At 67.7% G+C, this 13,310-nt stretch carries 12 protein-coding genes; 2 read left to right on the top strand and 10 right to left on the bottom strand.

The features are described 5' to 3' along the window. Positions 1-6 precede the first annotated feature (6 nt). From WDLP6_RS08630 to WDLP6_RS08615, 4 genes are read right to left on the bottom strand one after another with little or no spacing between them, the layout of a single operon-like run. Positions 7-924, bottom strand: coding sequence for a hypothetical protein (locus tag WDLP6_RS08630; protein ID WP_162592001.1), 918 nt, complete (start codon positions 922-924; stop codon positions 7-9). A gap of 2 nt (positions 925-926) precedes the next feature. Then, positions 927-1,865, bottom strand: coding sequence for a ferritin-like domain-containing protein (locus WDLP6_RS08625; RefSeq protein WP_162592000.1), 939 nt, complete (start codon positions 1,863-1,865; stop codon positions 927-929). An 8-nt stretch (positions 1,866-1,873) separates the two neighbouring features. Further along, entirely contained in the window at positions 1,874-3,040 is a 1,167-nt protein-coding gene (locus WDLP6_RS08620; protein ID WP_162591999.1) for an ABC transporter substrate-binding protein, read from the bottom strand. Between the two features lie 57 nt (positions 3,041-3,097). Next, positions 3,098-3,934 (bottom strand): GntR family transcriptional regulator, encoded by an 837-nt coding sequence (locus WDLP6_RS08615; RefSeq protein WP_162591998.1) that lies wholly within the window; start codon positions 3,932-3,934, stop codon positions 3,098-3,100. An 88-nt stretch (positions 3,935-4,022) separates the two neighbouring features. Here WDLP6_RS08615 and WDLP6_RS08610 point away from each other — a divergent pair, with 88 nt between their 5' ends. After that, complete coding sequence (locus WDLP6_RS08610) at positions 4,023-5,270, top strand: hypothetical protein (RefSeq protein WP_162591997.1); 1,248 nt, start codon at positions 4,023-4,025, stop codon at positions 5,268-5,270. 1 nt (position 5,271) lies between these two features. Here the strand turns inward: WDLP6_RS08610 and WDLP6_RS08605 are convergent, their stop codons facing one another. Further along, positions 5,272-6,330 carry an ROK family protein gene (locus tag WDLP6_RS08605; RefSeq protein ID WP_162591996.1) on the bottom strand — a complete coding sequence of 353 codons (1,059 nt, stop codon included), beginning with the start codon at positions 6,328-6,330 and terminating at the stop codon, positions 5,272-5,274. A 29-nt stretch (positions 6,331-6,359) separates the two neighbouring features. Beyond that, entirely contained in the window at positions 6,360-7,148 is a 789-nt protein-coding gene (locus tag WDLP6_RS08600; protein ID WP_162591995.1) for an alpha/beta fold hydrolase, read from the bottom strand. 108 nt (positions 7,149-7,256) lie between these two features. On the opposite strand from WDLP6_RS08600, the gene WDLP6_RS08595 reads away from it, so the two are divergent. Further along, positions 7,257-8,789 (top strand): ABC transporter permease/substrate-binding protein, encoded by a 1,533-nt coding sequence (locus WDLP6_RS08595; RefSeq protein ID WP_162591994.1) that lies wholly within the window; start codon positions 7,257-7,259, stop codon positions 8,787-8,789. Here the strand turns inward: WDLP6_RS08595 and WDLP6_RS08590 are convergent. The 4 genes from WDLP6_RS08590 to WDLP6_RS08575 all read right to left on the bottom strand — a co-directional run bounded on the left by WDLP6_RS08590 (position 8,786) and on the right by WDLP6_RS08575 (position 13,252). Beyond that, on the bottom strand, positions 8,786-10,222 hold the full coding sequence (locus tag WDLP6_RS08590) for an aldehyde dehydrogenase family protein (RefSeq protein WP_162591993.1): 1,437 nt from the start codon (positions 10,220-10,222) through the stop codon (positions 8,786-8,788). The two genes, WDLP6_RS08595 and WDLP6_RS08590, sit on opposite strands and share 4 nt — an antisense overlap. A gap of 71 nt (positions 10,223-10,293) precedes the next feature. Continuing rightward, positions 10,294-11,205 (bottom strand): 5-dehydro-4-deoxyglucarate dehydratase, encoded by a 912-nt coding sequence (gene kdgD, locus WDLP6_RS08585; protein WP_162591992.1) that lies wholly within the window; start codon positions 11,203-11,205, stop codon positions 10,294-10,296. 122 nt (positions 11,206-11,327) lie between these two features. Continuing rightward, positions 11,328-12,302, bottom strand: a complete 975-nt coding sequence (locus WDLP6_RS08580; RefSeq protein WP_162591991.1) for a Bug family tripartite tricarboxylate transporter substrate binding protein — start codon at positions 12,300-12,302, stop codon at positions 11,328-11,330. Positions 12,303-12,406: 104 nt separating this feature from the next. Continuing rightward, a complete protein-coding gene (locus WDLP6_RS08575; protein WP_162591990.1) occupies positions 12,407-13,252 on the bottom strand; it encodes a FadR/GntR family transcriptional regulator in 846 nt (281 codons plus the stop codon). Positions 13,253-13,310: the final 58 nt, after the last annotated feature.

The raw sequence follows: 13,310 nt of genomic DNA, 5'->3' as shown, positions 1-13,310 counted from the left end.
GAACGCTCAGACCTCGCCGAGCCGCGGATGCTGCAGCGCCGGCAATGCGAAGCCGAGCGCCGCGAGGCGCCCGCGCGCATCGCCGAGGTAAGCCTTGAAGGCCTGCTCTTCCTGCTGCGGTGTGGCCGCGCCCAGGCCGGCCTCGGCGGCCTGCGTCGCAGCCGCGGCATCGGGGCCCGAGTCGATCTCGGTCGCCAGGCTCGGGATGTGATAGCCCGCAAAGGCGACGTGGCGCAGCCAGGCCTCGATCTGCGCGGCGATGCCCTGCTTCGCGGCCGCATCCAGCTGCGCCGCGCGCTCCCCGAGATACAGCCAGCCGAAGGATGCATGGCGTTCCTTGGCGGCGACGACCTTTTCCAGCAGCTGTGCCGCCACGGGTTCGCGGGCATTGGCCGCATAGAGGCGGTACAGCGCGAGTTCGAGGCCGTCCTCGACCGCGCAATGCACGGCGACATAGGCATCGAGCGATTGCGTGGCGTCCAGCGCATCGCGGTAGAGCGTCCGATTCAGCACGGCCTCCCAACGCGCGTCGCGTGGTCGCGCAAGGTAGCCGCCCAGGAGTTGGGCATAGCGATGGAAGCTCTCGACGTGCCAGGCCTCGTCGGTGTTGCGCACCGTGAGGAAATACTTCGGATCCGACTCGCGGTCGAGCTCCAGGCAGAAGCGGATCAGCAGCGCTGGCGTCTCGGCGAGGCCGGTGTATTCGACCCAGGCGCGCCGGCTCCAGACCGAGCGCGCGGCTTCGAGCGCAGCCGCAGACGACGTGGCAGCGTCGAAGCGCTCCCACGCGATGTCCTTGGCCGGCACCCAGCGGCTTTGCTTGCTGGTCTCGTAGAGCTCGCGGATCGAGCCGATCGAACGCTTGAGTGCGAGCGGGAACCGCCGCTCCACCAGCAAGGCAGTCGAAGAAGAAGTGGGTGTCATCGTCAGAACTCGCCGTCGATCTTGTGGTGGCGGAACATCGGCAGGCGGATGCCCCAGGACTCCTGCATCTGCCGGCGAACGCGCTGCACGGAGGCGATGAAGACAGGCTTCTCCAACTCCTCCACCGTGGCGCCCAGTCCGGCTTCCCAGGTCAGCCGGTCGACTTCGATTTCGGCCCGGGCCGCTGGCCCTTCCGGCGACAGCCAGGCGCTGTGATAACCGTTGAGCTCCACCTTCTCGATCATGGTGATGACGGCATCTTCCACCGCGCCGAGCTGCGTCTTCGACAGATGGGGAATGCGGCTGTTCATGAAGGCCCAGCCGAAGGCGCAATGCCGGACCTCGTCGCGCATGATGCTTTTCAAGACCTGCGCGGCGACCGGGTTGGGCGTGATGTCGATCAGGTGGCGGAACACGTCGAAGGCGATCTCTTCGGCCGCGCAGACCAGCGCCGCGATCACGCCTTCGAGCGGTACGTCCGGATCGAGCGCCATCTTGCGCACGCCGTGCGTGGCGACCGCGCCCTGGAACTCGGAGAGATCGGGCTGCTCGATGTAGCCGCCCAGCATCTCGGCCATGCGAAAGCACACCTCGGCATGGCGCGACTCTTCCTGCGTGCGGATGGCGAAGAACAGGCGCATGTCGGGCGCGCAGTTCTCCTTGCAGAAGCGGATCTGGAGCGCGGGCGATTCGGAGATCGCGCCGTACTCGCCCCAGGCGCGGCGGCTCCAGTACATGCGCGCGGCATAGAGCTGCTTCTCGCTGTAGGGGCTGATGTCCAGCGCGGGCCAGTCGATGTCCAGGCTTGGGTTCCACTGGTTGCTGGTGGCCGCATGGAAGAGATTGCGGATGCGCGGAATCTCGATGTCGAGGTTCAGCGGAAAGCGGTTCTCGGGCGCATCCAGGATCGTGCGCGACGTCATCGTTGCAGCGGGTGCCATGGCATCTCCTACTGGTAATCGGCCAGGCGGAAGCGTCCGCCTTCGTATTTCAGCAGCACGAGGTCGGCCTTCGACAGGCCCGAGTGCTGCGTGGGCGAAAAGTTGAAGGTGCCGCCGACGCCGTTGTAGTTGCGGATGGCGCCGAGCGCATCGCGCACCTTCTCCTTGTCGGTGCCGCCCTTTTCGAGCGCCGTCTTCGCCAGGTAGATGGCGTCGTAGGTCTGTGCCGCGAACTGGTTGGGCCGGCGCTTGAAGCGCGCCTCGAAATTCTTGTTGAGCGCCAGGATGCGCGGCTTGGCCGGATCGCTGTCGGGCAGGTCCTCGCCGACCGGGAACTTCACGCTCACCAGCAGCACGCCCTTGGCCGCGTCGCCGGCCAGGTCCATGTAGCGCTTGTCGACGAAGCCGTAGCTGTGAACGAAGGGAATGTCGCCGAGGCCGAGCGTCTTGGCCTGCTTCATGGCGACGACGCCGGCGGGCGTGACGGTCCAGCACAGGATCGCCTGCACGCCGGCCGCCTTGAGCGCGCTCAGTTGCGGCGTCATGTCAGTGTCGGTCGGGTTGAAGGATTCATAGGCGACGTCGAGCCCGCGCGCCGCGGCCGTCTTCTTGAGCTGCTCCACCGCACTCTGGCCGAAGCCGGACGAATCGGCCAGCATGCCGATCTTCTTGATCGACTTCTTGGCGAAGTAGTCGGCCAGCCGCTCCATCACCTGGTCGTCGTCGACGGTGGACTTGAAGGTCCACGCGCGCTCCGCCACGGGCGTGACGATCTGCATGCTGCCTTCGGTCGAGATGAAGGGGACGGCTGCTTTCTCGGTCTGCTGCAGCATCGCGATCGCCATGCCGCTCATGTTGCCGCCGCCGACGATCATCTCGACCTTGTCCTGCGTGAGCAGGCGCCGCGTCGCGGTCAGGCCTTTCTGGGTCTGGCTCTCGGCGTCGTAGAAGAACCATTCGAGCTTCTTGCCGTTGACGCCGCCCTTGGCGTTGATCTCGTCCAGCGCCAGTTCCATGCCGGCCTTCATGTCCTCGCCGAGGAAGGCCGCGGGCCCGGTCATGGAAAGCACGGAGCCGATCTTGTAGGTGTCCTGTGCCATCGCGGGGACCAGCGGTCCGGCGACGGCGCATGCGAGAACCAGCTTGAGCGAATGGCGAAGAAGCGAGTGGATCATGGCAATGGGATAGGAAGGGTTGATGAACAGGGACCAGGATTCGCGTGCGCGCAGCGCTCAGTCGTTGACCTCGAAGGCCATCGTGTCGCCGGTGGCGCCTGCTGCCGACTCGGGCGAGGACAGGGCCACCGTGAAGGTGTGCCGAACGAGGCTTCCGGGCGAATAGGAGCGCCCCGCCATCACCGGCAGGCCATCCTTGCCGAAGTAGACGAGTTCGCGAACCATCACCGGCGAATCGGGCGCCACGTCGAGCAGTTGCGCGACCTCGGCGTCCGCCAGCGAGGCCTCCATGCGGTTCTGCGCATGGGACAGGCTCACGCAGCGCGACAGCAGATCGAGCAGCGAGTGCTGCAGCGCATCCGCCTGCGTGATGGAGGCGGCGAAGTCGGGATGGATGTAGCGGAAATCGTAGGAGGCGATCGTGTCGCCGCTCTGGCGCACGCGCTCGATGTGCAGCACCGTCTGCTCGATGCCCACGCCCAGGTGGAAGGCCATGTCTTCGGGACAGGGCAGCGCGGCGAACCTGTGGAGCCTGAAGGTCAACGGCCGGCCGATGCGCTCCCACTGGTCCTTGAAGTCCATCTGGGGACCGAAGATCTCGTCGAACTTTTCGGTGTTGACGAAGGTACCGTGCCCCTGCACCCGCCGCAACAGGCCCTGCGCCACCAGTTCCTGGATGGCCTGGCGCACCGTGAAGCGGCTGACGCCGAACATGGCACACACCTCCTGGTCGGAATAGAAGCGGCCATCGCCCAGCACGCCGCTGCGGATGATGGCCTGCAAGCGGCGCTTGACCTGCGCATACAGCGGCAGCGGCGACGCGCGATCGAGGTCCAGCGCCAGGGCACTGCCTTCGTTGCGATCGCCGCGGGCCGTCGAGGAGAGTTCGGGCATGGATCCGTTCTTTGCTTCGTGTTGTCAGCAAGTACGGACATGATGATATGAAGGGCTATACTGGCTGTCAACGACGTTTTGAAGCCGCATGCAGCTCGCACTTCTCGACCTCCCGGCCTCGCTGGACCACGCCCTCCACTTGAGCTTCCCGCAGCCGGGTCCGCTGGATTCGGTCGACGTGCTGGTATGGCAGCCGGCCGCGATCACCGGTGTGTATGGGGTGGAGGGCACGCACCTGGGGCGCCCCGTGCTGGGCGTCGCCGACTCGCAGCGGCTCGTCAAGGATTCGCGTTTCTGGCGCGACGAGTTCCGGGCCTTCATCGGCCGCGGCGGCACACTCGTGATGCTGGCGCCCGGTCACGGCACGCTGGGCATCCACACGGTGCAGGACGTGGTGGGCTACGACTTCATCGAGGCGCTGCCGGACCATGCCGGCCTGCGCCGAACGGAACGCGCGCCGGCCGCGGTCGCATGCACGGTCGGCGAGCCCTTTCGCAGCTTCTTCGATGCCATCGGCGAGCGCTTCGCGGCCACCGCCGAGTTCGACGCCGCGAATGCGCAGCCCATCGCGACCGTCGCGGGAACCGAGCGCGTCTGCGCGCTGTACCAGTACCGCCACCCTGGCCGCGTCATCGTCCTTCCCGCACTCGCGCCGTCCGTTCCGGCCGCCGCCGTCGACGGCATCGTGCGCGCGATCGCCGACATGGCCTCGCGCCTTCGCTTCGAAGGCTCGGCGCCGTCGTCATCGCCTGCGTGGAAGACCTCGTTCGACATGCCTGGCGAGTCGGCGTTGCGCCGGCGCCTGGCCGAGCTTGCCGCACAACGGCGGGCACTCGACGCCGAACATGACACGCTGGCGCGGCAGCTTTCGGACCTGGCCTTCCTGCGGCAATTGCATGATGGCGATGCCGTCGGCGCGCTCGATGCCGCGGCCCTGGTGCTGCATGCGCTGGGCGCCTATGCGCAGAAGGGCGGCGCGGGGACGGACACGGTCCTGTTCGAGCTCGATGGAAGAACGGGCGTGCTGGTGGCGGTCGACGATGCGCTGCGCGCACTCGGCGAAGGCCTCGCAGCCCATGTTCGACGCCGCGCGCAGGCGTGGTCGCGCGAACTCAGGGTGGCGGTCGTTCCGGTCACCCTGTACGTCGCAGGCAACCGCCGCGGCATCGCGCAAACGGGCGAGGAGATCGAGCGCTTGCGCCTCGCGCATCCGTCGCTGACCTTCATTGCCGGCAGCGACCTGCAACAGGCGTACGACGCACGCGATGCCGGCCTCGTCGGCCGATGGCTGGATGCCGCGGAAGCGGCCCATGCGGGCGGCGCGGCGCGCGACTGAATCACCGCCGATTGGTGTAACTCGCGTTGCCGAGTCCGGTGCCGATGGTCAGCACGGCCCAGCGCTTCACGTCCTGCATGAAGGGCAGCTCGCTGAGGCCTTGCACGACGGCGTCGTTGTGCATCAGCGCCACGGTCGCCTCGCCGCCGATCGAGGGCAGCCGCTTGCACAGCTCGGTCGGCAGGTGAAAGTTGTCGCTCTCCCAGTCGCCCGGCAGGTTCTGCGCGCCGCGCGCGATCGAGCCGTCCTTGCGGATCAGTCCCGGGCAGGCGATGCCGATGAAGGGTGCGAGCCGCAGGCCCTTCTTCCGGCTGTAGCGGATCTTGTCCTCGAGCATCTCGGCCAGCCGCTCGACCAGCACCTTGCGGCTCGGGCGCTCGTCCGCATGGCGCCACTTCTCGCGCCGCACCACCTTGGCCTTCGACAGGTCCGATGCCCGCCGGATGCGCGTCTTGACGATGCCGCAACGCACGTTGGTGCCGCCGATGTCGAGCGCGAGGATGGCATCGTGGTGCCGGAGCATCGGCGGCGGCGTGAGATGCACCCAGCCGATCAGGCCGCCATCGTCGGTCTCGTGGCCGATGCGCCCGAGCTGAACATGCACGTTCATCTCCTCGAGCACGGCCGCCGCCTGCAGGATCACCCGTTCGCCGACATCGCTACCCGGAAAGCCGCCGCCGATCACGATCCGCTCGACACCCTTCCACGACGGCTGGCGCAGGAAGCGGTCGATCACCCAGGCCAGTTCCTCGGCGAATTCCTCGATCGCGCCGTGCACCAGGTCGGCCGCCTCGGAAGCCATCCTGCTGGCCACCGCCTGGTCCAGCACTTTCTTGGTCAGCTCTCTCGAATGCTTGCCGCCCAGCGGATCCTCGCCCTTCCTGCGGCGCCGTTGCCGCCAGCGTTCCAGCAACTGCCTGAACGCGGTCTGGCTGGCCTGGTCGCCGACGAAGCCATCCTTGTCGCGCAACTGAAGGCTGTAGCCCTCGACCACCACCGAAGACAGCTCCCTCGCACCGTGGACGTCGGGAAGCGGATGCGCGGGCGTGTCGGTTGGCATGAAGTCTTTCATGAGGAGATGGATGTCGATCAATCGGCCGTCGTCTCGAGGATGAGGCGCGCCGTCTCCTCCGGCGCATCCCAGTGCGGGAAGTGCCCGCTGCGTTCGAACCAGTGCAGGCGCGCATCGGGGAACAGCAGCCGGGCACGCGCCGCCTGCCGCGCCAGACAGACCCGATCGAGACGGCCCCAGCCGATCACCAGCGGCTTGCCCAGGCTCCCGCTGGCCGCACCTTCCTGCGCCGCACCGCGAACCAGATCCCGCAGCATCCGGTCGAAGGACGGCGCCGTTGCATAGCTGCGCATCTCCTCCAGCACCAGCGAAGGCGCCAGCGCCGCCGCCTGCGCCGAGAGTTGCGTGAGCAGCAGCGCGCGCCAGCGAGGACTTTGCGTGATCGCCGGCATCGCGAACTGCAGCCTGCGCGCCAGGCGCACCGACAGCCAGATCGAGGCGTGAAAGGCATGGCGCTCCCACCCGGCCCAGAAGCCGCCGGGGTCGAGCGACACCACCGCGCCGACCACGTTGCCGCGGCGCGCGAGCTCGAGCACCAGGCGCGCGCCCATCGAACTGCCGACGACGTCGGTGCCGAGCAATTCGTGTTCGTGCAGGAAGCGGGTGACCGCATCGGCGAGCGCGCGGATCGACACCTCGCCCTCGAGCGGCGGGCTCTTGCCGAAGCCCGGCAGGTCGATCGCCACCACGCTGCGCTCGGTCGCCAGCGGCGCCATGATCGTCTGCCACGAACGCCAGTTGCTGCCCAATCCGTGGATCAGCAGCAAGGTCTTACCTTCTCCGCGGCGGACATAGTTGATCAGCACGCGTTCACTTTGAGTTCAGCCGGCCCGCAGCCGCATCGGCTGTGCGCACGATCGGCTGTAGGAGACCGGCGTATTCGCCGCGAACCGCGGCGCCGATACACTGCCGCGATGCCTTCCTTGTACCGCGCGTGGCTCCGCGCCGCTTTCTGCCTGGGTCTGCTCTGCGCGGCGGCACCCGCGCTCGCGCAGGGCGAGAGCCTGCGCGTCGGGTCCAAGCGCTTCACCGAGTCGTACATCCTCGCCGAAGTGCTGGCGCAGACGGCGGCGCCGCAACTGCCCTCCCCGCCCGTGGTGAAGCAGGGGCTGGGCAACACGGCCATCGTCTACGAGGCCCTGCGCTCCGGCGGCATCGACCTCTACGCCGAGTACACCGGCACCATCGCGCAGGAGATCCTGAAGGGCCCGCAGTCGATGACGCGCGAGGCCATGAACGCGGCACTGGCGCCGCTCGGACTGGGCGTCGCGATTCCGCTCGGCTTCAACGACGGTTATGCGCTCGCCATGCGCGCGGCCGATGCGGACCGTCTCGGCGTGAAGACGCTGAGCGACCTGGCCGCCCATCCCGAACTCAAGCTCGGCCTGTCGAACGAATTCATCGGCCGCGCCGACGGCTGGCAGGGACTCGCCAGCCGCTACGGCTTCAGGCAGGCGCCCACCGGCCTGGACCACGGCCTCGCCTACGACGCGATCGCCGCCCAGCAGATCGACGTGATCGACATCTACACCACCGACGCGAAGATCGACCATCTCGGCCTGCGCGTGCTCGAGGACGACCGCCACTACTTTCCGCGCTACGACGCGGTCGTGCTGTACCGCCTCGACGTGCCGAAGCGCTTTCCGCAAGCCTGGGCCGCACTGACGAAGCTCGAAGGCCGTATCGACGAGCGCGCGATGATCGCGATGAACGCGCGCGCCGAATTGCAGGGCGCGGCCTTCGACGTGATCGCGCGCGACTTCCTCGTGCAGGCCCAGGGCGGCGCCGCGCCGGCAGCCAGCGCAGAGCGAGGCTTCGTCGCCAAGCTGTTCGGGCCGGACCTCGGCCGGCTGGCGCGCGAGCATCTGCTGCTGGTCGCCGTCTCGGTGGGGCTGGCGATCCTGATTGCAGTGCCGCTCGGGATTCTCGTGTTCCCGAACCTGCGCCTGCGCGCGGTGGTGCTCGGGCTGACCGGGCTCTTGCAGACCATTCCCTCGCTGGCCCTGCTCGCAGTGCTGATCTCGCTGCTGGGCGCGATCGGGACACTGCCTGCGCTCATCGCGCTGACGCTCTATTCGCTGCTGCCGATCATGCGCAACACCGTGACCGGACTGGCCGAGGTGCCGGGCGGCCTGCGCCAGGCCGGCACCGCGCTGGGCATGACGGGCGCGCAGAGCCTGCGCACGGTGATGCTGCCGCTGGCGCTGCCCACGCTGCTGGCCGGCGTGAGAACCGCGACCACGATCGCCATCGGCACCGCGACCATCGCGGCCTTCATCGGCGCCGGCGGGTTCGGCGAGCGGATCGTGACCGGCCTCGCGCTCAACGACCGGCAACTGCTGATGGCAGGTGCCGTGCCGGCCGCGGTGCTGGCGCTGTTGAGCGAGGCGGTGTTCGAGTTGATCGACTACGCGCTGCGGCGCAGCCGCCGTCAGACGGGAAGCTAGGCCAGCGTGTAGGCCGTCTTGACCACCGTGAAGAACTCCTGCGCATAGCGCCCCTGCTCGCGCGGCCCGTAGCTCGAGCCCTTGCGCCCGCCGAAGGGCACGTGGTAGTCCACCCCTGCCGTGGGCAGGTTCACCATCACCATCCCCGCCTGGCTGTGGCGCTTGAAGTGCGTCGCGTACTTCAGGCTCGTCGTCGCGATGCCCGCCGAGAGGCCGAATTCGGTGTCGTTCGCCGTCGCCAGCGCCTCCTCGTAGTTCTTCACCCGGATCACGCTGGCCACCGGGCCGAAGATCTCCTCCTTGTTGATGCGCATGCCGGCCACCGATTCGCTGAAGAGTGCGGGCGACATGTAGAAGCCCTCGGTGTCGAGCTTCAGGCGCTCGCCGCCCGCGGCCAGCGTGGCGCCTTCCTTTCTGCCGATCTCGATGTATTCAAGATCCTGCTGGAGCTGGCTGCCGCTGGAGACCGGGCCGATGTCGGTGCCCTGCGCCAAGGCATCGCCGACCTGGATCTTCGCCATGCGGGCCTTCATGGCGTCGATGAACTTCGGGTAGATGCCTTCGGTCACGATCAGCCGGCTGGCTGCGGTGCAGCGCTGGCCGGTGGAGTAGAAGGCGCTCTGCACGCTGAGCTCGACGGCCTGGTTCAGGTCGGCGTCGTCGAGCACGACCTGCGGGTTCTTGCCGCCCATCTCCAGCTGGACTTTCTTGTGCTTCGTGGCGCACTGGATGGCGATGTGGCGGCCGACGCCCACGGAGCCGGTGAAGCTGATGGCGTGGATGCCGGGGTGGTTGACCAGTGCATCGCCGATGAGGCTGCCGCGGCCCATGACGAGGTTGAAGACGCCGGGGGCGATGCCCGAGCGGCTGATGATCTCGGCCAGCGCCCAGGCGCAGCCGGGCACGAGGTCGGCGGGCTTCATCACGACGCAGTTGCCGAAGGCCAGGGCCGGGGCGATCTTCCAGGCGGGGATGGCGATGGGGAAGTTCCACGGGGTGATCAGACCCACGACGCCGAGGGGCTCGCGGGTGATCTCGATGCCGATGCCGGGGCGCACGGAGGGGAGGACTTCACCCGAGAGGCGCAGGCATTCGCCGGCGAAGAACTTGAAGATCTGGCCGGCGCGGGCGGCTTCGCCGATGCCTTCGGCCTTTGTCTTGCCTTCTTCGCGCGCGAGCAGGGTGCCGAGTTCTTCCTTACGGGCGAGGATTTCGTTGCCGATCTTGTCGAGGGCGTCCGAGCGCGCCTGGATGCCGCCGGTGGACCAGGCGGGGAAGGCGGCCGTCGCAGCCGCCACAGCGGCTTCGACGTGCGTGGCGTCGCCCTGGGTGTAGTGGCCCAGCACGTCGCCCAGGTTGCTCGGGTTGGTGTTGGCGCTGTAGCTGGCGCCGGCGCGCCATTCGCCGTTGATGAGGTTGTCGAAGTTCTGCATGGCAGGGTCCTTGAAGTCTGTCTGAAAAAAGCGCGGGCGAGGCGTCGATTGTCCGCCTCGTGTGGCCGCCCCTACTGCGGACCGAGCTTGTCGATCAGGGCGGCCAGTGCGTCGTACTCGCTGCGCTTGAGATCGGTCAGCGGCGTGCGCACCGGACCCGCGTCGTGCCCCACGATCTTCGCGCCGGCCTTGACGATGCTCACCGCATAGCCCTGTCCCTGGTTGCGGATCTCGAGGTAGGGCATGAAGAAATCCTTGAGCAGCCGATGCTGCGTCGCCATGTCGTCCGTTGCCACGGCCTTGTAGAAGTCCATCGCGGTCTTCGGAATGAAGTTGAACACGGCCGACGAGTACACCGGCGTGCCGAGCGCCTTGTAGGCTGCGGCATAGACCTCGGCCGTTGGCAGCCCGCCCAGATAGGCGAAGCGGTCGCCCATGCGCAGGTGGATGGCGCTCATGAGCTCGATGTCGCCGATACCGTCCTTGAAGCCTACCAGGTTCGGACAGCGCGCGGCCAGCTTCTCGAGCGCGTCCGGATAGAGCCGGCTCTGACCGCGGTTGTAGACGATGACGCCGAACTTCACGCTCTTGCACACCGCTTCCACGTGCGCGGCCAGGCCTTCCTGCCCCGCCTCGGTCAGATAGTGCGGCAACAGCAGGACGCCATGCGCGCCCGCCTTCTCTGCGGCCTGCGCGCACTGGATCGCGAAGCGCGTCGGCCCGCCCGCGCCGGCAATGATCGGCACCTTGCCGCGGCAGGTGTCGACGGCCGTCTGAATGATCTCGGGGTACTCGTCGCCGGTCAGCGAGAAGAACTCGCCCGTGCCGCCCGCCGCGAACAGCGCGCTGGCACCGTACGGCGCCAGCCATTCGAGGCGTTCGATGTAGCCCTTCTTGTGGAAGTTGCCGTCCGCATCGAAGTCGGTGAGCGGAAAGGACAGCAGGCCGGAGCCCATGATGGATTTGAGTTCTTGGGGGTTCATGCGAAAAAACTTCCAATTGAAAAAAGGTCAACGGCAGCCGCCGCCGAGCCGCCCCAACGCGGGCCGCGCCTCCCCCTCGGGGGGTGGCGAAGTACATGAAGCGGCAAGCCGGGGGCCGACATCTAATCGAGCTTGATCTGCGCGGCCGCGACGACCTTGGCCCAGCGCGCGCGTTCCTTCTCGAAGAACTGCTCCTGCTCGGCCGGCGCCATGGTCACCACTTCGGCGCCCTGCCCGGCCAGGCGCGAGCGAATGTCGGCCGAGCGGATGATCGTGACCAGTTCCTTGCTGAGCCGCTGCACCACCGCGTCGGGCGTGCCGCGCGGCATCAGCACGCCTTGCCAGGTGCCGGACTCGAAGCCGGGCACGCCCTGCTCGGCGATGGTCGGCACATTGCCGATCAGCGGCATGCGCGTCGCCTTGGACACGCCGAGCACCTTGAGCTTGCCGCTCTGCACCATCGGCAGCGTGGCCAGCATGCCGTTCATGAGGATCTGGGTCTGGCCACCCACGGTGTCCTGCACCGCCTGGATGCCGCCCTTGTAGGGCACGTACTGCCAGTGCGCACCGCTCGCGCGTTCGAGTGCGACGCCCGCGAGGTGGGGCGCGCTGCCGGTGGCGGTGACGGCGAAGTTCAGGTCCGACTTCTTCGACAGTGCGACCAGTTCCCTGAGGTTGCTGGCCGGCACCGACGGATGCACCACCAGCAGGTGCGGCGAATAGGCCAGCATGGTCACGCCGCGCAGATCCTTGGACGGGTCGAAGGACAGCTTGGTGTAGACCGAGGGACTGATCGCGAGCGCGCCCACATCGCACAGCAGCAGGGTGTAGCCATCGCCCGGCGCCTTGGCCACCAGGTCGGCGCCGAGATTGCCGTTGGCGCCGGCGCGGTTCTCGACGATCACGTTCTGCTTGAGCGCCTCTGCCAGCGGCTGACTGACCGAGCGCGCGATGATGTCGGACGAACCGCCGGGCGGGTACGGCACGACGATGCGGATCGGCTTCGAAGGCCAGGCATCGGCCGCCCGTGCCACGCTGGCGGCCAGCAGGCTGCCGCCCACGGCGCCGAGCACGAGCTCACGTCGATTCAAGGGCATGTCTTGTGTCTCCTGATGCGTGTGAAATGAATGAACGCTGCGGCGTCATGTCATCAGTCATCGTACAACTGAGTTTGCGTTTTGTCCAATGAATGACGCGTTTTTCAGGTCGATGGCGAGCCAGGCGCAGCCCCGGCCACGCTCTTCGCGGCCTCCTGCGCGATCCGCAAACGCTCGCGGCTGTTGGTGAGATGGATGCGCATCGCCGCGCGCGCCGACTCGGCATCGCCACGCGCGATGGCAGCGTAGATCTCCTCGTGCTCGCGGTTCACGCGGCTCAGGTATTCGCCGCGCCGGTCGTGGTTGCGAATCGCGTTGATGCGCGTGCGCGGGATGATCGTCGTGCCCAGGTGGCTCATGATGTCCGCGAAATACGGATTGCCCGTGGCCTGCGCGATCTGCAGATGAAAGCGGAAATCGGGCGCCACGGTGTTGCCCGCCACCGCCACGTTGCGCTCGAAATCGTCGAGCGCCTCGCGCATCGCCAGCAATTGCTCTTCGGTGCGCCGTGTCGCGGCCAGGCCGGCGGATTCGGTCTCGAGGCTGATGCGCAGCTCGAGCACCGCGAGCACGTCGACCGAGGTGGCGATGTCGCCCGGATCGAGCCGGAACACACCGCCCGCGCGCGGCTGGAGCACGAAGGTGCCGACGCCATGATGGGTCTCGACCAGCCCCGAAGCCTGCAGCTTGGACAGCGCCTCGCGCACCACGGTGCGGCTGACGCCGAAGGCCCGCATGATTTCGGACTCGGTCGGCAGCTTGTCGCCGGCACGCAGCGCGCCGTCGCGGATCTTGACACTCAGATCCTCGACCAGCCCATGCGCCAGCCCGCGCGACCGCTGACGCGGTCGCCCGACGAAGGCGGACCCGGGCACGGCTGCGCCGGCCTCGCCGGCAACTGTCGCCGGCGGCTCTCGAACCTGGGGATTACCCGCAGCCGTCAGCGCCATGCCCCGATCATAATTCGCAACCCGTTGTACGACAACATATAACTGACCTCTTTCCCAT

The organism is Variovorax sp. PBL-E5, assembly GCF_901827185.1.
Lineage (GTDB): Bacteria > Pseudomonadota > Gammaproteobacteria > Burkholderiales > Burkholderiaceae_C > Variovorax.
The sequence above is the reverse complement of the archived record's forward strand: the minus strand, read 5'-3'. Positions and strand labels throughout refer to the sequence as shown.

Coding starts and splice junctions, on each gene's coding strand:
- WDLP6_RS08630 (WP_162592001.1), bottom strand. CDS start 924: ATGACACCCACTTCTTCTTCGACTGCCTTGCTGGTGGAGCGGCGGTTC.
- WDLP6_RS08625 (WP_162592000.1), bottom strand. CDS start 1,865: ATGGCACCCGCTGCAACGATGACGTCGCGCACGATCCTGGATGCGCCC.
- WDLP6_RS08620 (WP_162591999.1), bottom strand. CDS start 3,040: ATGATCCACTCGCTTCTTCGCCATTCGCTCAAGCTGGTTCTCGCATGC.
- WDLP6_RS08615 (WP_162591998.1), bottom strand. CDS start 3,934: ATGCCCGAACTCTCCTCGACGGCCCGCGGCGATCGCAACGAAGGCAGT.
- WDLP6_RS08610 (WP_162591997.1), top strand. CDS start 4,023: ATGCAGCTCGCACTTCTCGACCTCCCGGCCTCGCTGGACCACGCCCTC.
- WDLP6_RS08605 (WP_162591996.1), bottom strand. CDS start 6,330: ATGCCAACCGACACGCCCGCGCATCCGCTTCCCGACGTCCACGGTGCG.
- WDLP6_RS08595 (WP_162591994.1), top strand. CDS start 7,257: ATGCCTTCCTTGTACCGCGCGTGGCTCCGCGCCGCTTTCTGCCTGGGT.
- WDLP6_RS08590 (WP_162591993.1), bottom strand. CDS start 10,222: ATGCAGAACTTCGACAACCTCATCAACGGCGAATGGCGCGCCGGCGCC.
- kdgD (WP_162591992.1), bottom strand. CDS start 11,205: ATGAACCCCCAAGAACTCAAATCCATCATGGGCTCCGGCCTGCTGTCC.
- WDLP6_RS08580 (WP_162591991.1), bottom strand. CDS start 12,302: ATGCCCTTGAATCGACGTGAGCTCGTGCTCGGCGCCGTGGGCGGCAGC.
- WDLP6_RS08575 (WP_162591990.1), bottom strand. CDS start 13,252: ATGGCGCTGACGGCTGCGGGTAATCCCCAGGTTCGAGAGCCGCCGGCG.